We start from the raw sequence: 20,697 nt of genomic DNA, 5'->3' as shown, positions 1-20,697 counted from the left end.
TGATCGACACAGACAGGAGCGCGACAGACCGTGCACACGATTCGGGAAAAGCACAAGTTGCTGGCACGCGTACGTCGCATTCAGGGGCAGGCGCAGGCGTTGGAGCGTCAGTTGAACGAAGAGGGCGACTGCATCGAGATTCTCCAGCAGATCGCGGCGATTCGCGGGGCGGTCAACGGCTTGATGGGCGCGGTCATCGAAGGCCATCTCGTCGATCACCTCGTCAATGAACCCGAGCAGACCCACCGCGAGGCCGAACTGGCCCCCGTGCTTCACGTCATCAAGGCCTATCTGAAGTAGCCGACACCCGCCCATGCTTCGTTTCGAAAATCTCGCCAAACGCTTCGGCACTTTCACGCTTTTCGAGCACCTGAGCTTCCGCGCCGGGCGCGGTTGCTTTGCTCTGCGCGACGAAGGGGGCGGCGGCAAGACCACGCTGCTCGGCATGCTCGCCGGCACGGTCGTGCCGGACGATGGTCGGGTCTGGATCGACGGACACGCCATGCATGACGCCCCTGCCCAGGCCAAGGCGTCGCTCGCCGTGGTGCCGTTCGACTGCCTGGGCGAGCCGTCGCAAACCGGACGTGGCTTTCTCGAGCAGCGCGCCGCCGACAGGCAAACGCACCTGAGTGCCAGCGTGCTCGATCTGGCCGAGCGGTTTGGTCTGATGCCGCATATGGAAAAGCGCTTCGACCAGATGTCGCTTGGCACGCGTCGCAAATTCTATTTGACCGCCACCCGGTTCGGTGCGCCGCGCGTGATTCTCGCGGACGAGCCCAGCGGCGGTCTCGATGGCCCCTCCCGCGCCGTGTTGATCGACTTGTTCACTGCCCTCGGCCAGGACGGCTGCGTATTCTTCTCGACCCACGACGACGCGCTGGCGGACGGTTGCCACGCGACAACGCTCGGCTTCCCCGATCTCGCGCGCGCCAGCGCCCTCTGAATTCCCGCTCGCCCTCCTGTGCGCCGCAAGGCGCGCTCATGCGTTGGTCCGTGGGTTCGTTCATCCGTCAAAGGCGTCGATGACGTACGACAGGCGTGCCGATCGTCGCGAGGCGCCACCGTTGAACGCCGATAGACCCCCATTGACCTGCGCGCATTAAAGTTTCTGCCTCCCCCAGCCGTAAGGCCAGAGAGTAATGCAGCAATGTATCAATGCGACGGCGCAGGTGGCACCGCCCGGCCCGTCGCCTCCCCCCATTCAACGGTCCGCGCGCGGGCCTACCGATGAAAGCTCATGAAAGTCACTTCGTTGCGAACCCGGATTCTGCTCATTTCCTGCCTGACGGTGGTGGGCGCGCTGATTCTCTCTGGCATCACGACTTACGTCATCGTGCGTGACAGCATGATGTCGAGCATCGCCGACACGCTGTCGGCCGTGGCCAATGGGAATGCCGGCACCATCGAGCGCTGGTCCGCCGACAAGGCGCAGGCGGTCGTGGCGACGTCGCAAGTCGTCGAGAAAGGAGATCCGGCCGGGCTCGTGAAGCTCATGGGCAAGACCAATGACTTCCCGATCACGAGCATCGGCTGGTCGGACAAAACATTCTTCTCCACCGCGCCCACGCCGCCGGACTACGACCCGACGGCGCGCCCGTGGTACAAGAGCGCCCTGGCGGCGGGCAAGCTCACCGTCACCAAGCCGTATGGCGATTCGTCGACCGGCATTCCGTATGTCGCCTTCACCGCACCGATCCTGCGTGACGGCCAGACCACCGGCGTGGTCAGCGGCGCCGTGGCGCTCACCGGCGTGCAGGACATCATCAAGGCGGTGCATCCCACGCCGTCGAGCCTCGCGCTGGTGGTGGCGAGCGACGGCCAGGTGATCGCTCACCCGGATAACAAGTTCTCGCTCAAGCCGTCAACGGACGTGGCGCCCGCGCTCACCGCCGACTCGCTGCCGGGCATGGCTGCCGACGGCGCCGCACCGGTCGCGATGGACCTCTCCGGCGCACCCAAGCTGCTCAAGGCCAAGCGCATTCCGGGCACGGACTGGTATCTGGTGGTGGCGCTCGACCGCACGGAAGCCACGGCGGGCCTGACACATGTGCTGGGCGCAACGGGTATCACGCTCGTGGTGCTGACGTTGATCGCACTGGTCATCGCCTCCATCTTCACGTCGCGCGCGTTCAAGCGTCTGTCGATCGTGCGCGACGCCATGGACACCATCGGCTCGGGCGACGGCGACCTGACGCAGCGTCTCGATGTCATCGGACAGGACGAGGTGGCGCAAATCTCGAAGTCGTTCAACGCATTCGTCGACAAGATCAGCTCGGTGATGCTCGATGTGCGCTCGGGCGTGTCGTCGATGACATCGGCCACCAGTGAGATCGAGATGGGCAACCGCGATTTGTCGCAGCGCACGGAAGCTTCGGCGGGGTCGTTGCAGGAGACGTCGTCAGCGCTCACGGAGATGACGTCCAGCGTCAAGCAGACGGCCGAGACCGCCGAGCATGCCACGCGCCTGGCCAACGAAGCGAGCGCCGCCGCCGCGCGTGGTGGTCAGGTCGTCACCGATGCGGTCGGCACCATGGCGGCGATCACGCAGTCGTCGGAGCGCATCACGGAGATCATCAGCGTGATCGACGGTATCGCGTTCCAAACCAACATCCTGGCGCTCAACGCAGCCGTGGAGGCCGCACGTGCCGGCGAGCAGGGACGTGGCTTCGCCGTGGTGGCGGGTGAGGTTCGCACGCTGGCCCAGCGCAGTGCGGCGGCGGCACAGGAAATCAAGACGCTGATCGAGACGTCGGTGCAGAACGTCAAGAGCGGTACGGAGCGGGTGCAGGCGGCGGGCACGACGATGAACGAAATCGTTGACGGCATTACGCGCGTGCAGCGTCTGGTGAGCGAGATCAACGGCGCCATGACCGAGCAGAGCACGGGCATCAGCCAGATCGACCGCACGGTCTCGGAGATGGATCAGGCCACGCAGCAGAACGCCGCGCTGGTGGAAGAATCGGCGGCCGCGTCGGCCATGCTGAGCGAGCAGGCGCGTATGCTGGCGGAGACGGTGGCGCGCTTCCGTCTGCGCGACGGGCAGCACGCGGCGCCGCACGCGCCGTCGTTGTCAGTGGTCGGGTCGATGAAGCGTCGGGCGGCTTGAAGCGCGGCAACGGCCGTTCACAAAACGCGATTTTCCCGTTACAATCTCGCTCCCCTGCCCAGGTGGCGGAATTGGTAGACGCACTATCTTGAGGGGGTAGCGCCGAGAGGCGTGCGGGTTCGAGTCCCGCCCTGGGCACCAGGCATTCAAAAGGCAGATGAGCGCGAGTTCGTCTGCCTTTTTGTTTTGCAAGCCTGCTTCACTGACGCCCGGCGGACGTTAGCTGCGCGTGACGGTTCCGGCGTTCCCACGCGCATGGAGCGTCTTCTTCGAGAGGCGATATTCGTGCCACGTCAGTGCAATGATGGCAATGTCGAGTGCCGAGAGGACCAGCAGCCACGGCGAATGGGTGAACGTGAATCGGTAGAGCTGGTAGACAACGAACAGGGCGAACGCGACCATCGAAACGGGGAAATACCAGAGCTTGTCGCGCAGCAAGCCGATGATCAGCCATAACTTGATCACACCGTGCGCGAGCAGGTAAGCCGCCGCGAATTTCTGCGAGCTGACGGAAAGATGCTGCACCGTATGCAGCAAAAAGCCGGCGACGACATCGTGCGGATCTTCCGCCATCTCGTTCCCTGTCACCCAAAGCACGATCGACAGCAGAAAATGCCGAGGGATAAAGTACGCAACAATGCCGCCGACGATCTCCGCCAGCGCGAAGAGCGCCTTTATCCACAGGCTCGCCTCGAAGATGAAATGGAGCCGTTTCTCGTAGACGTCGGACAGGCCCGTCACGCCCCGCCCCCCTCACGCGCATCGGTCGATGCGCCCGGCACGACGACAGTCACACTCAGACCGGTTCGGGCGCGCTCATCCGCGTAAGCGAGACGAACATCGGCGCCGGCCTTCTCTGCAATGGCCTTCACGATCGACAACCCAAGGCCCGATCCCACTTCGCTGGTTCCCAGCCCCCGGTAGAAAGCATCGAAAACACGATCGCGCTCCTTCGGCGCGATCCCTGGACCGGTGTCCTTGACGCGCAGAACGGTTTGCCCGTTGCCCGACGCGAGCACCATGTCCACACGCCCCCCGGCCGGCGTATAGCGAATCGCGTTGTCGACCAGATTCTTGATCAGCATGCTCAGGTCCGCCTCGCTCATCGGGAGCGACGCGTCCTCAGTCGCTTCGATGCCGAGGTCGATGCCCTTCGCTTCGGCCAGCGGGTACAGCGTTTCCAGCGTCTCGCGGAACACCCGCAGGACGGAGTCGGTGGTGGCATGCCCGTCGCTCTGTGTTGCCTGCACGCTGGACAGCGTCAGCAGATGCTCGAGCATGTGTCGACCGCGCTCGATGCCCTGGCGCAATTCCACCAGGCGCTCCCTGGCCGTCGCGGACATATCCGCCTCGGCAAGTCGCTCTGCCTGAAGCGAAAGCGCCGTCAATGGTGTGCGTAATTCATGCGCGGCGTCGGCCACGAAGCGGTGCTGCGCATCGACCGACGTCGACACGCGCGACAACAGGTTGTTGATGGCACGCAGAAACGGACGAATTTCGTTCGGCAGATGCTCAGTCGACACCGGATGCAGCTCGCTGTATTGACGCCTGTCGATCTCGCTCGACAGGCTCGCCACCGGCCGGAATATCCTGCGCACCAGCCAACCGACCACCAGCAGCAACACGGGAACGAATGCCACGAGCGGCATGATGGTCCGGATCGCGCTGGTCCGGGCGATCTGGTCGCGCACGTCCGTCTCTTGCGCCACCGCGATGCGCGCGCCGGATTGCAGCGTCTTGACCAGCACCCGATACGGCTCTTTGCCCACGGTGACGGTCGACAGGCCGTCGGCCATCGTTACCGGCAGCGACAGCGGCAGCTTGTCGTCGCCGTCGCCCGCGCCCGGACGCGTTGCCACCCCGAGCGGCTGAACGACCACGCGTGCCTCTTCCCCACTCGCCTGCGGCGCCTGGGGCGCCTGAAGATTGCGAAATTCGCTGGTCTGCAGATGGTTGTTATCGACGAGGGCCGCGACCTGACGCAGCACGTCGTCCTGCAGCTCATGGGCTTCGTCGAACGCCGCGGCGAAGGAAATGACCCCGGCGATCACGGCAAACACGAGGATCGCCACCGAGAGCCACAAGCTCAGGCGCAGGCGAATGGAATCGCTCAATCGCCCTTTAATACCATCCATCCCGCTCCCCTCACGTTTTTTATGATGCTCGAACCGAGCTTCTTGCGAAGCGAGTGAATGAGAAATTCGATGGCGTTGCTCTCGACCTCGTCTCCCCACCCGTAAATCCGGTCTTCCAGATCGCTTCTGGACAGGATGGCACCGGGCCGCGTCAGCAACGCCTGCAGCAAAGCGAACTCCCGATTCGACAATTGCACCGGCGCAACGTCCGACGTATGGGCTTTCCGGGTACCCGGATCGAGCGTGACGATGCCGTTCGACATGACCGGCAGCGCCTGTCCCGCCTGACGCCGCATCACGGCCCGGATTCGGGCGAGCAATTCCGCCATTTCGAAAGGCTTCGGCACGTAGTCGTCAGCGCCGGCGTCGAGACCCTTCAATCGTTCCGGCAACGTATCGCGCGCCGTGACAATAATGATCGGAACCTGATGGCCTCGCGACCTCAGGCTTTGCAACACCGCATGACCATCTTTGCCCGGCAGGCCCAGATCCAGCAGTATCAGGTCGTAATGCTGGCAGTCGGCTGCCGCCAGTGCCGCCGGTCCGTCGGTGACCCAATCCACAGCGAATGTCGCGTCCTTGAGCGAATCGCGAACGACACTGCCGATCATCGGATCGTCTTCGACGAGCAAGATGCGCATGCCATTTCCTTTCTAGCGACGGATCAGTGCGCTTTCGCCGCGGCGCGCTGCCGGAACAAGAGCAGACTCGTCAGAATAAATGCAAGCAGGGCAAACGACGCCGAGTACCGGCTCAGGGCAAGCCCACCTGCGCTGACCGGCTTGTCCAGGAAATCGCCGACAACGGCACCCAACGGACGCGTCAGGATGAAGGCTGCCCAGAACAGGAAGGTGCGCGACGTCCTTGTCCACAAATACGCACCGACGAGCACCAGCAGGAGCGCTCCGAACACCACCGCCGCGCCTGTATAGCCAAGCCCTGCCGTGTCCGCCGTCCAGTCACCCAATGCGGTGCCCAGCGTCTGCGAAAACATGATCGTAACCCAATAAAACGCTTCGGCCTTGGGCGAGTGGATCGAATGCACGGACACGGAGCCCATCGTGCGGTACCAGAGCCAGAGCGAGCCGAGCAACAAGGCGAGCAGGATCGACGAGCCCCCGGCGTAGCCGATGCCCAGCGACCGATCGGCGAAGTCAGCGAGCGTGGTCCCGACCGTCGTCGTGGCAATGATCGTCACCCAATACAACGCGGGTGAAAATGCCTTGGCGCGAATCTGCGCCGAGACGGCAATGGCGAACACCACGGCAAAAATCGCGGTGCCGACAAGGTAGCCGAGGTTCATCGACATGGAGACGGCATCGCCCCCGGTCTCGCCCAAGGTCGTGGCGGCGATCTTGATCACCCAGAAGAGGAGTGTGACCTCGGGAACCTTGCTTAGCGTTTTCTGTACGTTGGCATTCATGTTTGGGGATGTCATGGAAAGATTCAGACTCGCTGACGTGCCGCGGCGCGCTCGGCGATGGAGAGATACAAGACCAGCGCGAAGATTGCGGTCACGAATACGGCGCTGGTGCCGACAACACCCAGGCCCAGACCGCCATTGGATAAAGGTTGTGAGAGAAGATCACCACACGATGCCCCGAACGGGCGAGTCAGAATATAGGCGACCCAGAAAGTTGTGACAGCATTTCGATGAAACACAAATCTCGCCGTCGCCGCGACGCCGATCAGCGCACCGAACAACAGAGCGGAATTCGCGTATCCAAGATTGAGCCCCTCGGCTACCCAGTCGCCCGCCGCCGTTCCCAATGCGAAGGTGAGCAGAATCGCCGTCCAATAGAATAGCTCCCGCTTTATGTTGTCGATGGAATGAATCGACAAAGTACGCTCCTTCGCGTACCAGATTCCGAACGTCGTGAGCAACGCGGCCGAAAACGCAAGCGTCGACACCGCCAGCGGTACGCCAAGGTTGTCGCTCAAGTTGTCAGTAACGAGCGTTCCGAAAACACTGACAAATACGACGGTGCTCCAATAGCGCCATGGAATGTATCGGCGCGCATTGATTTGCAGTCCCAGAAAGATCGCCAGAAGCAAACCCATCACGGCAGACGTTCCGGTCAATCCGAACCCAAGATTGACGTTCAAGAAGTCGGCCGCCGTCTCTCCGACCGTCGTCGACATCATTTTGATGAGCCAGAACGTCAGGGTCACGTCAGGCACTTTGTTTAACCATACCGGGCTAGATGCATTGATGCGATTCATGCTTGCCTCCGGGTTCATTAGATAACATGTGAAGTGTCCAGTAAAACGCTTAGCTCACCCTTAGTCCGCCGCACGGCATGTTGCTCATGCCCGAACCCATCCACGTTCGATCAAACGCGCGAAAAGCTTCTGGTGAATCGCCATGGCCAGACGGTAGGCTGCTGTTCGAAGCCAGCGCATCTGCCGCGTGGCAAGCGAAGCGGAAATGCCCGCAACAACCGCCGATCCCGCCATATCCATCGGGTAATGCACGCCGAGGAAAATGCGTGCCCACGCCACGGGGAGGCCGAGCAGTGCGACCGCAATGCCCACCGTTCGGGTTCGGTTGTCCAACAGGAGCGCGCAGGCGACGGACCAGATCAGCGTGAGGTGATCGCTCGGAAATGAACTGTCTGCCGCGTGCGCCAGATAGGTGTGTCCGATGCCAACGACAAACGGTCGCGGATGTTGCCACACCCAGCCAATCGCCTGATTGACTGCGAGGCCGATGGCGCCGGCGATGGCGGCGGCAATCAGCGACCGGCGCTGCGCCTCGTCGGCGCGCAGCCACAACAGGCCCATTGCCACGGGCACCGTCAGAATCAAATACTGCGCAAAGAAAACCGCCGTGCCGAATACCGCGGGCGTGGGTAATGTCGACGCATTGAGCATGAGAAACAACGTGTCATTCAGGCGCTCCATGCGGCGTCTTCCTTGAAATGAGATGGCTTAAAGTGACGCGGGAATTCGCGTAAAACGAAGCCTAAGCCTTCTCACTTAGCCACGCATTAGAATCCGGGGCAAACTGAGCGGCTTCGGCGCAGTGATGGTCGCGGCGCATGACGGCCAGGACCCGCCGAAAACGCATTCGCCCGCGGCCACCGGGAACGATGGGCGGGCGAATGGATTCGACGGGTGGATTCGTGCGGCGCGACGGCGATCAGGCAGCGTCGCGCGAGACACAGCCTATCAACGGGTCGTGCTGGGCGCCGGCTGATTCTGCACGGGCAGCATCTTGTGCAAGGTGCCGTCACGCAGTACCCAGTGATGGTAGAGCGCCGCACAGATATGCAGCCCGATCGCGCCAAGCAATACATACGCGAGGAACGAGTGCACGTCGCCCATCGAGTGTCCGAACGACGAGCCCTGTGCCGACAAGGCAGGCAACGGCACCGCACCGAGCAACTTCAGCCCATAGCCCCGTGCCGAGGCGTTGATCCAACCCAGAACGGGTACCACCACCAACAGTGCGTACAAGCCCTTGTGCGCAAGGGAGGCGAACGTGTGCAAGATCGACTTCACGCCATTGACCGGGGTGCTGCGACAACGCGCCCACACCAGTCGAATGGCAGTGAGTCCCAGAATCGTGACGCCCAGCGAGAGATGCCATGCGACAAGTCCGATGGCGGGGGTGTTCCGCGTGATATCGGGCATCGCCAAGGCGACCACGAATTGCGCAGCCAACAGGGCTGCAGTAAGCCAGTGCAGATAGCGGGATGCCGCATCGTAACGGGTAATGGTTTGTTTCATCGAAGCCTCTTCGCCACTGATTGAAAACGTAATCCGGCTGACACGGTCGCCAAGCGCCGTGCCCCATGGATCAGAATTCTGGGGCGCGACACTTAGCGAAGACTTAGCAAGTGCGCATTTCGTCGCCGAATCGTCAATATCGATCGGCCAGACGCCGCGTGACGATTACGGATGCGCATACTGCCGCTCGATCGACGACTCACTCGCGACCTGCATCGTCGGAGCCCATGCCGCTTGCGTGCGGGCCGTCAGGTGAACCACAGGATAGGCGTTACGGGACTGCGTGAGCAAGCCGTGCTGCTCGGCGCGGCTCAGGCTTTGCTCGACGGCAAGCCGCGTGACGTGCATCTGCGAACGTGGGTTCATCGCGGTCTCGGGATAGACCGTGTCGTCTTGCTGCAACAGCCCATGCCTTTCCGCGTTCACGAGTTGCGCGTACACCTGCGCACGTGTGGGCGAAGAGGACTGAGCACCGCTGGCCATCACGGATTGGCTTTGCGCCGCTTGAGCGTTGATCTGTAGTGCACCAAGCAATCCCGCCACGGCGACGAGCGCAGCAACATATGAGGTCTTCATGATCGAACTCCTAAGGGTGACGATGGGTGTGAAGGGGCGATGACTCAGCCATCGCGCAACCTTCACATTGATCGTAGGCGTGCTGCCTTAGCGAACCCTTAGCGCGATTGCGCGTTGCCCCTCGGTCATTCGTCACACGCGCGTGAGTGCAGTTCAGCGCACGAAACGACGATTTCGCTACCGCTCGACGAGACGGCTGTGCCTGAACACAACGCCTTTGATCGCATCCAGAACGAATGCGAACACGGTCACGGCGACCAGGAGCATGCCGATGAGCGTTATCGGCACAGCCGCCATCAACGTTCCGCTCGCGGCCATGCCACTGACGATGACCACGGCGCTCACGCTCGCCACCACGAGGACCCGGCTGGGCGCCAGCGACCCTATCCGCCCGTCGGTGCGCAGCACATAGACGTTGGCCTGCGTCGTAAAGACCAACAAGAGAAATACCAGCGTCTGCATCTGCGCAGGATCCAAGCCGAGCCGGCTGCGCATCGTCGCGTAGAGCGACAGCGAGAACACCAGCGACACCGCCGCCAGAACGGCTGCCGCACCGATGAGTTGTCCCACTTGCCAGCGCTGCGGTCGGCTTGCTGGCAGCGTCCTGTCGGCGGCAATACTCATCGTGACAAAGTCATTCGCAAACAGCAGCAGCACGATCAACGGCGACGAGATCACGAAGCCGTGCGTGAACCACAGACCGAACGTCAGGAACACGACGATTTCCAGCGTCTTGACGACTTTATTGAGGATGTACGTCAGCATGCGGCGATGCACCTCCCGTCCCGCCGCGACCACCGACAATACGCCCTCCAGACCTGGATCGGTCAGCACGACGCCTGCCGCCGCCTTGGCCACATCGGTCGCGCTGGCCACGGCGATGCCGAGTTCCGCCTGACGCAACGCGGGAGCATCGTTCACGCCATCGCCTGTCATGCCGGTCACGTGCCCTGCCGCTTGCAGTGCGGCAACGATGGCGTGCTTCTCTTCAGGCAAGACGCGCGCAAAGATATCGCATTGCTCAGGATGACGCAGATCGTCGGTGTGCGCGGTACATACGCGCGCGCCAAGACCCAGCCGTAGTCCGATGGACTTCGCCGTTTCCAGCGCGTCGCCCGTGGCCATGCACACCCGCACCCCCAGGTTGCCCAGCTCGACGATGAGATCCCGGGCATCGTCTCTGGGTGGGTCGGACAGCGCCACGAGGCCCACCAGACGGACCGCGCCAGCGCCGCCTTGCGCAACAGCCAGCACGCGCGCGCCCGCGCCCTCGAGCAACTGCGCGGCATCGGTAATGGCGTCCGGTTGTGTGGGCGGCGCGGCGCACTGCGCAAGCACGGCACGGACCGCCCCCTTCAGCGCATACCATTCGGTGCCATCGACGAGATAGACACCCTCGCTGAAGCGCGTCGCGGGATCGAAAGGGCGAAAGGCTTTGCGCACAGGGAGCGCTTGCGCATCGGGTTGGTCGCGATGGGCCGCGAGAATAGCGAGGTCCAGGGGATCTTGCGAAGCGTCGTCGCTCGCCAGCGACGCGGCGCGCAGCACAGCGATGTCATCGAAACCGTCGAAGCCCGTCACTTTCGCTACCGACAACTCGTTCTTCGTCAACGTGCCGGTCTTATCGGAGAGCAACGTGTCCATCGCCGCGGCCTCTTCAACTGCCGGCAGTCTCGTGACCAGCACGCCTTGCCTGGCCAACGCGGCACTCGCCATCGCGGTGGCCAGCGTGTAGGTCGCCGGGAGCGCGACCGGCACGGACGCCACGAGCAGCAGCAACGCGAAGATCGCCGTCTCCGTCATGGGAAGTCCGTGCGTCACAGCATAGAGAATCACCAGGACCACCAGCACGGCGTCGAACGCGACGAGACGTTTGACGATCGCGAAAATGGTGCCCTGCATGTGACTCGGCGCATTTGAGGTGCGCACCAGTTCAGCGGTCCGGCCGAAGTAGGTGCGTGCCCCGGTGGCCGTGACCTCGCCACTGCCTTCCCCCTGACGCACGATCGACCCGGTGTAGGCCGGCTGCCCCGGACCGGCGCCGACGGCCAGCGACTCGCCCGTGAGCGCCGATTGATCGAGCGACACGGCGCCGTCGAACAACATGAGGTCGGCGGGCACGATGTCGCCGGCGCGCACGTGGACGACATCTCCCGGCACGAGTTGGGTGGCCGATAGCCGCATCCATTGCGCGTCGCGCATCACGCGCGCACTGACTTGCAACTGGCGACGCAGCAGCGCCAGCGCGTCCTTGGCGCGACGTTCCTGGACAAACGCGACGGCCGCATTGAAGGCCAACAGGAACAGGATGACGAGGGCCTCCTGAGGTCTGCCCAACGCCACTTGAAGCACAACGACCGCTTCCAGCATCCACGGCACCGGCCCCCAGAATTTTCCTGCGAACTGGCGCCACGCGGGGAGCCGCACATCCTCGATGACATTGGCGCCGAACCGTTGCAGTCGATCCTGCGCCTCGGGGGTCGTCAGCCCTTTCGCAGGGTCGGTGGGTGGCAGCGGGTCTTCCGCTTCGGGATGCATGGCAGATGACATAACCTTGGGAGGCGTACGCATGGTCGTTGTCCCGTTGGTGGCCCATCGCGTGCGCGACGGGCCTGCCCAGTCCCCGTCGTGCAGCGGGGACGTAATAGGAATCCTACGCCTTATTCCCGGGTTATCAGCGGGAGAACATCGACGTCAGTGCGACAGCACTTCCAGACGTACGCCATTCGTCTTCGGTCCGAATGCCCCGATGGAAATCATGACGATCACCATGCAGACCGTAATGCCGGTAAAGACGCCGGGCACGCCGAAGTCGCGCAGCAATGCCGCGATGAGAAAGCCGGAAAGCATGGCGCCCGCTCGACTGGCCGAATACACGATCCCGTTGGCGCGGCATCGGATCGCCGTCGGGAAAAGCTCGGCCTGATAGGCGTGGTAGCAAACGGAGATGATCTGGCCGAACAGGCTGATCACGATGCCGCACACGATCAGCCCCGGCACGCTGGTCAACCGGGCGAACGTGAGACCGAAGATCACGACGGCCGCAGCGGAGCCGACGATGAGCCACTTGCGCTCGATTCTGTCGGCGAAGAAGAGAGTCAGCGCCGGTCCGAGCGGTAGCGCAAACGCGATGATGAAGGAATACAGCAGGCTCTTCGTTACCGTAATGCCCTGACCGATCAACAGGGTCGGCACCCAGTTGGCGAATCCGTAGTACCCGATGGCCTGACAGAAGTTGAACGCGATCAGCATCAACAGACGCGAGCGGTACGGCGGCTGAAGCAGCTCGGCGAACGTCGCCCGGCGCTGCGGCGGCAGTTGGACGACGTCAGCCGGCGCCGGCAACGGCGATCCGGTTTCCTTCATCACGGCTCGCTCCATGTGCGAGACGATCGCGTCGGCTTGGTCGGCGCGACCATTCATGGCGAGCCAACGCGGGCTTTCCGGCACGGCGCGTCGCACAAACCAGACCAGCACCGCGCCCACCGAACCCGCGAGCACCACCCAACGCCATCCGTCGAGTCCGAACAGGGTGGTCGGCACCAACCAGTAAGACAACAGTGCCGCGACCGGCGCAGCCGCGAACATGACCATCTGGTTGAACGCCATCGCACGTCCGCGCATGTGTTGTGGCATCAGTTCGGTCACGTAACTGTCGATCGTGACGATTTCCACACCGACGCCGATCCCGGCGATGAAGCGCCAGATGATCAGCGACTCCGGTGAGTTCGACAGCGCCATGATGGCCGAGCAAACCGAGTACCACAGCAGTGAATACGTGAACACGACGCGGCGGCCGAAGCGATCCGGCAACCCGCCGAAACAGAACGTGCCGACAAACAAGCCGGCGAACGTCGCGGCAATGAAGCCGGCAATCCCGTGAAATCCGAACAGCGAATGGGTGGTGGCGCTCAGAAGACCGCTCTTCGCCATGCCGGGCGCAATGTACCCGGTGAAAATCAGGTCGTAGATTTCGAAGAAGCCGCCCAGCGAAATCAGCAAGACGAGCTTCCAGAGATAACCGGTAACCGGCAGCCGATCCATTCGGGCCGCGACTTCCGCGGCGGGGTGAATGTCGGCGGAAACGTGATTTGCTTCAGAGGGCGGTGCGCCCGCGGTCAGACCTGTTGTCATGCTTGTCTCCAGAGTGTCCATCGCGGCATGGGTCTTGTTATGGCGCCGCGACATCGTTTAAGCGCATATCACTCGCGTGCTTCGCCAGACGTGCGAATGCGCGGTTGCGGTTTCGTTAGGCGGCGACCCTGCGCGTCAGACGCCCGAGGATTTGCTGCGTGTGTTCACCGACTTTTGCGAGCGCCTGCCTGACGCCGGGACGGCGCCCGCCCAACGTGATCGGCAGTAGCACGACATCGGTGACGGTGCCGTCGTCGGTCTCCATCGGCGCGATGCCGCCGCTGGCGCGAAGATGGGGGTCGTCGAGCAACTGTTCGGGACGCACGATCGGCGCGAACGGAATGCCCGCCGCTTCGAGTCGAGGCATCAGCGCTTGCATGTCGTGGTGACGAAGCACGGCGCCGAGTCGCTCCAGCAGATGCGGTCGCACGGCGACGCGGTCGGCGTTCGTGGCGAATTGCGGTTCGGCGGCGAACTCGGGGCAGCCGAGTACATCGCAGAGCTTGAGGAACTGCTTGTCGCTAACCGCGCCGATGAAGAGCTGCTCGTCGTTGGCGAGCATGAACACGTCGTAGACGCTCCAGGCCGACACGCGGGCGGGCATCGGCGGAGGCGCTTCGCCCGTCATCGAGTACTGCTGCATGTGCTGCGAGCTGAGGAAAACGCAGTTCTCGAACAACGCGCTCTGCACCTCCTGGCCCCGGCCTGTCGCATCGCGCTCGCGCAGGGCGGCCAGCACGCCGATCGCGCCGAACATGCCGCCCATGATGTCGTTGACCGATGTGCCTGCGCGAAGCGGGCGGCCCACAGGGCCCGTCATGTACGAGAGCCCGCCCATCATCTGCACCACTTCATCCAGCGCCAGACGCTTCTCGTACGGCCCGGGCAAGAAGCCCTTGTGCGATACGTAAATGAGGCGCGGGTGTTCACTGGACAGTGTCGTGTAATCGAGGCCACACGACGCCATCAACCCGGGGCGGAAGTTCTCGATCACGATGTCGCACTCGCCAATGAGTTCGGCCGCCGTTGCTCGGCCATCGTCGGTATTGATGTCGATGACGACGCTTTTCTTGTTGCGATTGAAGGCGCGGAAGAATCCGATGCCCAACCCCGGCAACTTGCGTGTCTTGTCGCCGCCGGGTGGCTCGACCTTGATGACCTCGGCGCCCAGGTCCGCGAGAATCATCCCGCAGGTCGGGCCCATCACCATGTGGGTGAACTCAACGACTCGCACGCCGTCGAGCGGCAAACGATTTTCTTGGGACATCGTGGCAATCCTCAGGCAGCGGTCGGTAGCGTCTCGTGCGACGCGTCCGTCAATGGGGGCCGTCCGGCGCGCGCGAGCGCACCGTGGAATGTTTCACCCGGCAACCACGTGCTCAGGCGGGCGCGAAGAGCAAGGAGCGCATCGATATCGAGCCCCGTCGCAATGTGCATGTCATCCAGCATGAAGGCCAGATCTTCGGTGGCGGCGTTGCCGCTTGCGCCTGGCGCGTGCGGACACCCGCCAATGCCGCCAAGGGACGTATCGAAGCGATCGACACCCGTGCCGAGTGCCGCGATCACGTTGGCCAACGCCAATCCGCGCGTGTCATGGAAGTGACCGCACCACAGGCGCTCGCCGGCCAGCTTGCGCGCTTGCGTAAACAGCCGGCTCACCGCGCCGGGGCCGGCGTAACCCACCGTATCCGCCAGGCTGACGTCGTCGGCGCCGACGTCGAGCAACGCAGCGAGACAGCGCATCACGTCGGCTTCCGGCACGACCCCTTGCAGCGTGCAGCCGAAGGCTGTGCCCACGCCGCCCTCGATCTTTGTTTTGACGCCGGCGGCGTCGCGTGCGGCACGCATGCGCCCGACCTCCGCGATAACGTCATCGGGCGTTTTGCGCAGGTTGGCCAGGCTGTGCGCATGGCTCGCCGAGAGGGGAACGAGCAAGCGGTCGACACCGCAGGCCAATGCGCGCTCGGCGCCTTTCAGGTTCGGCACCAGTGCGCTCACGGACAAACCGGGCAGGGTGCGCGCGTGGGCCACGAGTGCGGGCGTGTCGGCGAGTTGGGGCAGACGCTCAGGGGGCACGAACGAGCCGACCTCGATTTCGCGCAGACCGGCGGCGTAGGCCGCGTCGATCCACTCGATCTTGCGTTCGGTGGGCAGCACGCTGGACAGGCTTTGCAGCCCGTCGCGCATGCCGACCTCGCGCAAGACGACTCGCGACGGATACAGGGACATGGCATCTCCAAAGTTATTGGTGCCGGTCAGATCACCCGGCTTTTGTGCTAACTTTAGTCATTCCTGAATGGAAATAAAGAGAAGAAAAGGCAGCCTAGGCATTCCATTCCGGAATGTCAGAATGGAGCCGACCGAGGAGGCGCTGTGCGCGACATTGATTTGAAGACCCTGCGCTTGTTCGTGGCCGTGTGCGACCACAACAACATCGGTCGCGCGGCGAGCGAGGCGCATATCGAGCCGTCGGCGATCAGCAAGCGAATTGCGCAGATGGAGTCGGACCTTGGCGTGACGCTGTTGACCCGCACGCGGCGCGGGGTACAACCCACGGCCGCCGGCTTGGCCGTGCTGGAGAATGCGCGCAGCGTGCTGTTCACGATGGAGCGAATCGCGTCCGACGCGGCGTCGTTCGGGGGCGGATTGAAGGGGCGGGTGAGCCTGTGTGCGTCCGCGTCGGCCATTGCGGAATCGCTGTTGGACGATATCTCCGACTTCATGTCGATCCCGGCCCATGCCGACATTCGGGTGGATGTCGAGGAGCGGCTGTCGGTCGATCTGGTGCGCCGCATTCGCGAGGGCGCCGCATCCGTCGGTGTCTGTTGGGACAACGTTGCGCTGGACGGCTTGCAGGCGGTGCCGTACCGCGAAGATTCGCTGGCCTTGGCGGTGCATCCGGCGCACCCGTTGGCCGGGCGCCGCTCGCTGTCGTTTCACCAATCGCTGGACTACGACCATGTGGGCATGCCCCCGGCGACGGCGGTGCATACGTTGCTGCAGCGAGCCGCCGCGAATGTCGGGCGGACCGTGACTTATCGCGCGGTGGTATCGAGCTTCGATGCGGCGTTGCGCGTGGTTGCCGCGAACCTGGGCATCAGCGTGATTCCCGCCGAAGTTGGCGAGATCTACCAATCCAGCATGAAGATCAAGACGATCCCGCTGACCGACAGTTGGGCTCGCCGACGCTTCATCATCTGCTATCGCGACTTCGACACGTTACCGCCCGCCGCGCAGCGAATGGTCGAACATCTGGTGGAGCGCGCTCGCGCCCAATCGTGACTATGCGACGGTATTTCCGGGGCGTCGCACAGTATTGGCCGGGTCGAGCGGCATGGCGCGGCGTATGATTTCAGTCATAGTCAGCGTGGCGTGCCGCCGGTAGACTTCGAATGCACTTTCGATTGGAGTTATCCATGAAACGCCCTTCACTGTTGTTGGTTGGGGCCGCGACCGCCGCCCTGTTCGGTGGCGCCGCTTTCTCATCGGTCGCCTTCGCCGACCTCGCCGCGCGCCAGGCGACGGTGGCGCAGCACGGGGCGGAGGTGATGCCGTTCTCGTTGGGCGCGACTACCCATGTCTTTACGAAAACGACCACGGGCGGCGTGCAGCAGGTTGTCACAAAGCATCGCGACCCGAAGCAGGTCGCGCTGATCCGCGAGCATATGACCGTCATCGCGCGCCAATTCGCGGCGGGCAACTTCGGGGCGCCCGAATCGATTCACGGCAGTGACATGCCAGGTCTACAGGTGTTGCAGGACGCCCCGCCGGGCGAACTCAAGGTCAGCTATCGCGACTTGCCGAATGGCGGTGAGATCGTCTATCGCGCGACCGAGCCGCGCGTGGTCGACGCGCTGCATGCATGGTTCGACGCACAGTTGTCCGATCATGGTCATGACGCCATGGCGGGACACGATCCCGGCATGATGCACCACCATCCGATGAACGCTTCGACGGCGAAGTAAGTCGCGCATACCCACCGGGACACGCATGGCCGATCTCTCCGATGCCCTCGCCCCCGGATCGGTGTCGTGTCCGCCAACGTGGCCGGACGCACTGCGCGAATCCGCCCGGTTGCGCCGGTACGAGGCTAACACTTACGTGTTCAAGCGCGGACAGCGGGTCGAGTCGGTGTATCTGATTCAAACGGGGCAGGTGCTGTTGCGACGTGACGAAGCGCACGGCGAATCCATCACGTTGCAAACCGGAGGGCCTGGCGATTTCCTGGCCGAGGCGAGCCTCTTCAGCTCGCACTATCACTGTGACGCGTTTAGCGGCGGTGCGAGCGAATTGCTGGCGTTTCCAGCGAAGGCCCTGCTGGCGTGTCTGCAGCGCGATGCCGGGTTTGCCATCGATTGGATCCGGCTGCTGTCGCGGCAACTTGTACGCAGCCGTGCCCGCGCGGAACGCCTGACGCTACGTTCTCCGCGCGAGCGCGTGCTGCATTGCCTGCGGCTGGAGTGCGACGATCAAGGACGGTTCAAACCACCCGGAACGCTCATGCAATGGGCCGCCACCCTCGGCGTCGCCCACGAAACCCTCTATCGCACGCTGGCGCAACTGGAACATGATGGGACGATTGTGCGCGACGGAGTCGAGATTCGGGAGGCCTCGCGTCGGAGTGAGGTCCCGACGAAATGAGAGGTCGCGGCTAGCCGTGCGGTTTGAGCTGCGTCGGCGTCTCGCCGCAGGCCGGTCCGATGAGGCGCTGGCCTGCGGCACCGAAGTCCTGGAGTCTGCAGTGGGCTCGATTTCCCGATGTTCAGAGACTGGCGAGTACCTGCCCGAGAAACTCACCAACGCGCGGGTGACAAGATTCGGCGAAGAACTCTTGAGGTGCCGCATCAACCAGAATGCGCCCACCGTCAATAAAGATGACACGGTCAGCCACCTTTCGGGCAAACGACATCTCGTGAGTGACACACAACATCGTCATTCCTTCCGCCGCCAGAGTGACCATCGTGTCGAGGACTTCCTTCACCATCTCCGGGTCAAGCGCCGACGTAGGTTCGTCAAAAAGCATCACTGCAGGATTCAGGCATAGCGCACGCGCAATGGCCACCCGCTGTTGCTGACCGCCGGAGAGTTGCGGCGGATACTTGCCCGCTTGACTTCCCACTCGAACCTTATTGAGCAGCGCCATCGCGACCTGCCTGGCCTTGGCGGCATCCAGTCCCCTCACCTTCATTGGCGCGAGCATGCAGTTCTTGAGCACGCTGAAATGCGGAAACAGATTGAAGCTCTGGAATACCATGCCGACGTGCCGACGGACATCGAGCGGCTTCTCGTATGGCGCCCCCGTCGCGGGGTCGCGAACGACGATGGTTCCGCCATCGATATCCTCCAGCCCGTTAATACATCGAATCAAGGTCGACTTCCCTGAGCCGGAAGGACCGCAGATGACAACCTTCTGCCCCGCGTAGATTTTCAGGTTGATATTCTGCAGGACGGTGTGCTCGCCGAACTTCTTGGTAACGTTGCTCAGCTCAACGACCGGGTGATGCGTTGCGTTCATTGCATATTCCTTGGGGGACATGGTCAGGCCGTCGCCTTTAGGGCTTCGCCGGAGGGGACTCGCATGGCGCTCGTCGTCTGGCGCCTGTGCCGCAAGTAATCGGAAAGTTCGGCAACCATCGAGCAGACAACAAAGTAGACAACGGCGGCGAATGTATAGAACTCAACGAGCTTGCCGTCGCGCTGGGCAATCTTCGACGCGGCGCCAACGAAATCCGTCAGCGACAGGACGTACACGAGCGACGTATCTTGGAAAAGGATGACGGCTTGCGTCACCATGATCGGCACCACGGCCTTGACTGCCTGCGGAACGATGATCAGTGAGAAGGTTTGCCAAGTGCTGAGCCCGAGCGCCTTCGCCCCCTCAAACTGCCCACGCGGAACGGCCAACAGGCCGGACCGAATGATTTCGCAGAAATACGCCGCTTCGAAAAGCGTGTATGTGACGAAAGCGGTCAACTGCGGACTGACCGAAATGGACATCCCGTTCGGTGAGAGGGTACGAAGCGCCACCGGCACAAGAAAGAAGAACCAGAACAACACCATGATGAGGGGAATGGAGCGCATCACCGTGACGTAGGCCCAGATGATTTTACTCAGCACGGGCACCTCAATATGGCGAACGACCGCCATGGCGGTACCGATGACCAGTCCCCCGGCAAAGGCGACGAGCGTCAGCTGCAGCGTGAAAACCATGCCTTGGCCGAGATAGGGGAGCGCAGCGACAATGGCTTCGTAGTCAAACGTCATGACAATGACTCCGTTACGGGTGCCAACGCCGACTTTTTCGTCGACGAGAATCTGCGGATGACCAATTCGGCGACACCGTAGATAAGCAGCGAAAGGACGAGGTACGTTACGGTGACGACGCTAAACGACTCAAACGTTCTAAATGTGAATTCGTTCATTTGTTGCGCTTGTGCCGTCAGTTCCAACAGCCCGATGGTCATCGCCACCGACGTGTTCTTGAGCAGTGCAAGCGCCTCGCTCGTCAACGAAGGGGCCATCGTCCTCAGCGCTTGTGGAATCAGAATCAACGCGTACGTTGTGAAGCTCGACAAGCCCAACGCAAACGCGGCCTCTCGCTGACCTTTGGGCAACGACTGAATGCCGGAGCGAATCTGTTCGGCGACGCGAGCGCCTGTATAGGTGCCGACGGCTACCAGCGCAGGTACGAAACTCCCCCAAGGCGGAGGCATCTGCTTGAGTGCCGAACCCAGGCTGACGGGCAGCAACTCGGGAAGCACGAAATACCAGAGAAACGCTTGCATCAGGAGCGGTACATTGCGAAATACCTGAACGTAGGCGCGCGCGATGACACGGAACCCAAGACTGCGTGCGGTCCTGCCGCTCCCTACGACGATGCCGAGGACCGTAGCAATGACAGCGCCGCCTAGCCAAAGAAGCACGGTCCATTCGAGTCCGGACAGGAGCCAGTCGATATACCGGCCTCCGTCGATGGTGGTTTCAAAAAGCAATTCCATGGATGACGTAGCAAAA

At 62.8% G+C, this 20,697-nt stretch carries 21 protein-coding genes and 1 tRNA gene; 7 read left to right on the top strand and 15 right to left on the bottom strand.

Features of this window, described 5'->3' with window-relative positions; all coding sequences use genetic code 11:
- Positions 1 to 30 precede the first annotated feature (30 nt).
- The 4 genes from PCE31107_RS00815 (at position 31) to PCE31107_RS00800 (ending at position 3,247) form a co-directional block, all read left to right on the top strand.
- Entirely contained in the window at positions 31 to 300 is a 270-nt protein-coding gene (locus PCE31107_RS00815) for a metal/formaldehyde-sensitive transcriptional repressor (protein WP_150605912.1), read from the top strand.
- A 13-nt stretch (positions 301 to 313) separates the two neighbouring features.
- Positions 314 to 943 carry an ABC transporter ATP-binding protein gene (locus PCE31107_RS00810; protein ID WP_130024434.1) on the top strand — a complete coding sequence of 210 codons (630 nt, stop codon included), beginning with the start codon at positions 314 to 316 and terminating at the stop codon, positions 941 to 943.
- A 294-nt stretch (positions 944 to 1,237) separates the two neighbouring features.
- Complete coding sequence (locus PCE31107_RS00805; protein WP_130024433.1) at positions 1,238 to 3,106, top strand: methyl-accepting chemotaxis protein; 1,869 nt, start codon at positions 1,238 to 1,240, stop codon at positions 3,104 to 3,106.
- A gap of 56 nt (positions 3,107 to 3,162) precedes the next feature.
- Positions 3,163 to 3,247: transfer RNA gene (locus PCE31107_RS00800), tRNA-Leu, on the top strand.
- 78 nt (positions 3,248 to 3,325) lie between these two features.
- On the opposite strand, the gene PCE31107_RS00795 is transcribed toward PCE31107_RS00800, so the two are convergent.
- The 12 genes from PCE31107_RS00795 to PCE31107_RS00740 form a co-directional block, all read right to left on the bottom strand.
- Positions 3,326 to 3,847: a DUF2127 domain-containing protein gene (locus PCE31107_RS00795; protein ID WP_150605910.1), complete on the bottom strand. Its 522-nt coding sequence runs from the start codon at positions 3,845 to 3,847 to the stop codon at positions 3,326 to 3,328.
- Positions 3,844 to 5,241 carry an ATP-binding protein gene (locus tag PCE31107_RS00790; protein ID WP_150605908.1) on the bottom strand — a complete coding sequence of 466 codons (1,398 nt, stop codon included), beginning with the start codon at positions 5,239 to 5,241 and terminating at the stop codon, positions 3,844 to 3,846. The genes PCE31107_RS00795 and PCE31107_RS00790 overlap by 4 nt, the downstream gene beginning before the upstream one ends.
- Positions 5,217 to 5,882, bottom strand: coding sequence for a response regulator transcription factor (locus tag PCE31107_RS00785; protein ID WP_130024432.1), 666 nt, complete (start codon positions 5,880 to 5,882; stop codon positions 5,217 to 5,219). The genes PCE31107_RS00790 and PCE31107_RS00785 overlap by 25 nt, the downstream gene beginning before the upstream one ends.
- A 23-nt stretch (positions 5,883 to 5,905) precedes the next feature.
- Entirely contained in the window at positions 5,906 to 6,664 is a 759-nt protein-coding gene (locus tag PCE31107_RS00780; RefSeq protein WP_150605907.1) for a COG4705 family protein, read from the bottom strand.
- Positions 6,665 to 6,687: 23 nt separating this feature from the next.
- Positions 6,688 to 7,464 carry a COG4705 family protein gene (locus PCE31107_RS00775; protein WP_150605905.1) on the bottom strand — a complete coding sequence of 259 codons (777 nt, stop codon included), beginning with the start codon at positions 7,462 to 7,464 and terminating at the stop codon, positions 6,688 to 6,690.
- A gap of 84 nt (positions 7,465 to 7,548) precedes the next feature.
- The gene (locus PCE31107_RS00770; RefSeq protein WP_150605903.1) at positions 7,549 to 8,145 is read right to left on the bottom strand and encodes a phosphatase PAP2 family protein; all 597 of its coding nucleotides are present in this window, start codon (positions 8,143 to 8,145) and stop codon (positions 7,549 to 7,551) included.
- A gap of 267 nt (positions 8,146 to 8,412) precedes the next feature.
- Positions 8,413 to 8,973, bottom strand: a complete 561-nt coding sequence (locus PCE31107_RS00765) for a cytochrome b (protein ID WP_130024430.1) — start codon at positions 8,971 to 8,973, stop codon at positions 8,413 to 8,415.
- Between the two features lie 165 nt (positions 8,974 to 9,138).
- Complete coding sequence (locus PCE31107_RS00760; protein ID WP_150605901.1) at positions 9,139 to 9,549, bottom strand: DUF4148 domain-containing protein; 411 nt, start codon at positions 9,547 to 9,549, stop codon at positions 9,139 to 9,141.
- Between the two features lie 177 nt (positions 9,550 to 9,726).
- Entirely contained in the window at positions 9,727 to 12,099 is a 2,373-nt protein-coding gene (locus tag PCE31107_RS00755; protein ID WP_150606820.1) for a plasma-membrane proton-efflux P-type ATPase, read from the bottom strand.
- 144 nt (positions 12,100 to 12,243) lie between these two features.
- Positions 12,244 to 13,683, bottom strand: a complete 1,440-nt coding sequence (locus PCE31107_RS00750; protein WP_150605899.1) for an MFS transporter — start codon at positions 13,681 to 13,683, stop codon at positions 12,244 to 12,246.
- Positions 13,684 to 13,798: 115 nt separating this feature from the next.
- Positions 13,799 to 14,950 carry a CaiB/BaiF CoA transferase family protein gene (locus tag PCE31107_RS00745; protein WP_150605897.1) on the bottom strand — a complete coding sequence of 384 codons (1,152 nt, stop codon included), beginning with the start codon at positions 14,948 to 14,950 and terminating at the stop codon, positions 13,799 to 13,801.
- Positions 14,951 to 14,961: 11 nt separating this feature from the next.
- Positions 14,962 to 15,912 (bottom strand): hydroxymethylglutaryl-CoA lyase, encoded by a 951-nt coding sequence (locus PCE31107_RS00740; protein WP_130024426.1) that lies wholly within the window; start codon positions 15,910 to 15,912, stop codon positions 14,962 to 14,964.
- Between the two features lie 144 nt (positions 15,913 to 16,056).
- Between PCE31107_RS00740 and PCE31107_RS00735 the strand changes: the two genes are divergently transcribed.
- The 3 genes from PCE31107_RS00735 (at position 16,057) to PCE31107_RS00725 (ending at position 18,324) form a co-directional block, all read left to right on the top strand.
- Positions 16,057 to 16,965, top strand: coding sequence for a LysR family transcriptional regulator (locus PCE31107_RS00735; RefSeq protein WP_130024425.1), 909 nt, complete (start codon positions 16,057 to 16,059; stop codon positions 16,963 to 16,965).
- A gap of 134 nt (positions 16,966 to 17,099) precedes the next feature.
- The gene (locus tag PCE31107_RS00730; protein ID WP_150605895.1) at positions 17,100 to 17,648 is read left to right on the top strand and encodes an aspartate carbamoyltransferase; all 549 of its coding nucleotides are present in this window, start codon (positions 17,100 to 17,102) and stop codon (positions 17,646 to 17,648) included.
- Positions 17,649 to 17,673: 25 nt separating this feature from the next.
- Positions 17,674 to 18,324, top strand: a complete 651-nt coding sequence (locus PCE31107_RS00725) for a Crp/Fnr family transcriptional regulator (protein ID WP_130024423.1) — start codon at positions 17,674 to 17,676, stop codon at positions 18,322 to 18,324.
- Between the two features lie 121 nt (positions 18,325 to 18,445).
- Here the strand turns inward: PCE31107_RS00725 and PCE31107_RS00720 are convergent, their stop codons facing one another.
- From PCE31107_RS00720 to PCE31107_RS00710, 3 genes are read right to left on the bottom strand one after another with little or no spacing between them, the layout of a single operon-like run.
- Positions 18,446 to 19,219, bottom strand: a complete 774-nt coding sequence (locus PCE31107_RS00720) for an amino acid ABC transporter ATP-binding protein (protein ID WP_246181673.1) — start codon at positions 19,217 to 19,219, stop codon at positions 18,446 to 18,448.
- Between the two features lie 2 nt (positions 19,220 to 19,221).
- Positions 19,222 to 19,947: an amino acid ABC transporter permease gene (locus PCE31107_RS00715; protein WP_150605893.1), complete on the bottom strand. Its 726-nt coding sequence runs from the start codon at positions 19,945 to 19,947 to the stop codon at positions 19,222 to 19,224.
- Positions 19,944 to 20,681 (bottom strand): amino acid ABC transporter permease, encoded by a 738-nt coding sequence (locus PCE31107_RS00710; protein ID WP_150605891.1) that lies wholly within the window; start codon positions 20,679 to 20,681, stop codon positions 19,944 to 19,946. The genes PCE31107_RS00715 and PCE31107_RS00710 overlap by 4 nt, the downstream gene beginning before the upstream one ends.
- Between the last annotated feature and the right edge of the window lie 16 nt (positions 20,682 to 20,697).

The organism is Pandoraea cepalis, from assembly GCF_902459625.1.
In the GTDB taxonomy this organism is placed as follows: Bacteria; Pseudomonadota; Gammaproteobacteria; order Burkholderiales; family Burkholderiaceae; genus Pandoraea; species Pandoraea cepalis.
This window is presented reverse-complemented; position numbering and strand designations above follow the sequence as displayed.

What these genes read in the sequence shown, in the direction of transcription:
- PCE31107_RS00725 (WP_130024423.1), top strand. Translation starts at nt 17,674, where the DNA reads ATGGCCGATCTCTCCGATGCCCTCGCCCCCGGATCGGTGTCGTGTCCG.
- PCE31107_RS00785 (WP_130024432.1), bottom strand. Translation starts at nt 5,882, where the DNA reads ATGCGCATCTTGCTCGTCGAAGACGATCCGATGATCGGCAGTGTCGTT.
- PCE31107_RS00740 (WP_130024426.1), bottom strand. Translation starts at nt 15,912, where the DNA reads ATGTCCCTGTATCCGTCGCGAGTCGTCTTGCGCGAGGTCGGCATGCGC.
- PCE31107_RS00755 (WP_150606820.1), bottom strand. Translation starts at nt 12,099, where the DNA reads ATGTCATCTGCCATGCATCCCGAAGCGGAAGACCCGCTGCCACCCACC.
- PCE31107_RS00775 (WP_150605905.1), bottom strand. Translation starts at nt 7,464, where the DNA reads ATGAATCGCATCAATGCATCTAGCCCGGTATGGTTAAACAAAGTGCCT.
- PCE31107_RS00770 (WP_150605903.1), bottom strand. Translation starts at nt 8,145, where the DNA reads ATGGAGCGCCTGAATGACACGTTGTTTCTCATGCTCAATGCGTCGACA.
- PCE31107_RS00765 (WP_130024430.1), bottom strand. Translation starts at nt 8,973, where the DNA reads ATGAAACAAACCATTACCCGTTACGATGCGGCATCCCGCTATCTGCAC.
- PCE31107_RS00750 (WP_150605899.1), bottom strand. Translation starts at nt 13,683, where the DNA reads ATGACAACAGGTCTGACCGCGGGCGCACCGCCCTCTGAAGCAAATCAC.
- PCE31107_RS00790 (WP_150605908.1), bottom strand. Translation starts at nt 5,241, where the DNA reads ATGGATGGTATTAAAGGGCGATTGAGCGATTCCATTCGCCTGCGCCTG.
- PCE31107_RS00780 (WP_150605907.1), bottom strand. Translation starts at nt 6,664, where the DNA reads ATGAATGCCAACGTACAGAAAACGCTAAGCAAGGTTCCCGAGGTCACA.
- PCE31107_RS00730 (WP_150605895.1), top strand. Translation starts at nt 17,100, where the DNA reads ATGAAACGCCCTTCACTGTTGTTGGTTGGGGCCGCGACCGCCGCCCTG.
- PCE31107_RS00760 (WP_150605901.1), bottom strand. Translation starts at nt 9,549, where the DNA reads ATGAAGACCTCATATGTTGCTGCGCTCGTCGCCGTGGCGGGATTGCTT.
- PCE31107_RS00810 (WP_130024434.1), top strand. Translation starts at nt 314, where the DNA reads ATGCTTCGTTTCGAAAATCTCGCCAAACGCTTCGGCACTTTCACGCTT.
- PCE31107_RS00720 (WP_246181673.1), bottom strand. Translation starts at nt 19,219, where the DNA reads ATGTCCCCCAAGGAATATGCAATGAACGCAACGCATCACCCGGTCGTT.
- PCE31107_RS00715 (WP_150605893.1), bottom strand. Translation starts at nt 19,947, where the DNA reads ATGACGTTTGACTACGAAGCCATTGTCGCTGCGCTCCCCTATCTCGGC.
- PCE31107_RS00805 (WP_130024433.1), top strand. Translation starts at nt 1,238, where the DNA reads ATGAAAGTCACTTCGTTGCGAACCCGGATTCTGCTCATTTCCTGCCTG.
- PCE31107_RS00745 (WP_150605897.1), bottom strand. Translation starts at nt 14,950, where the DNA reads ATGTCCCAAGAAAATCGTTTGCCGCTCGACGGCGTGCGAGTCGTTGAG.
- PCE31107_RS00710 (WP_150605891.1), bottom strand. Translation starts at nt 20,681, where the DNA reads ATGGAATTGCTTTTTGAAACCACCATCGACGGAGGCCGGTATATCGAC.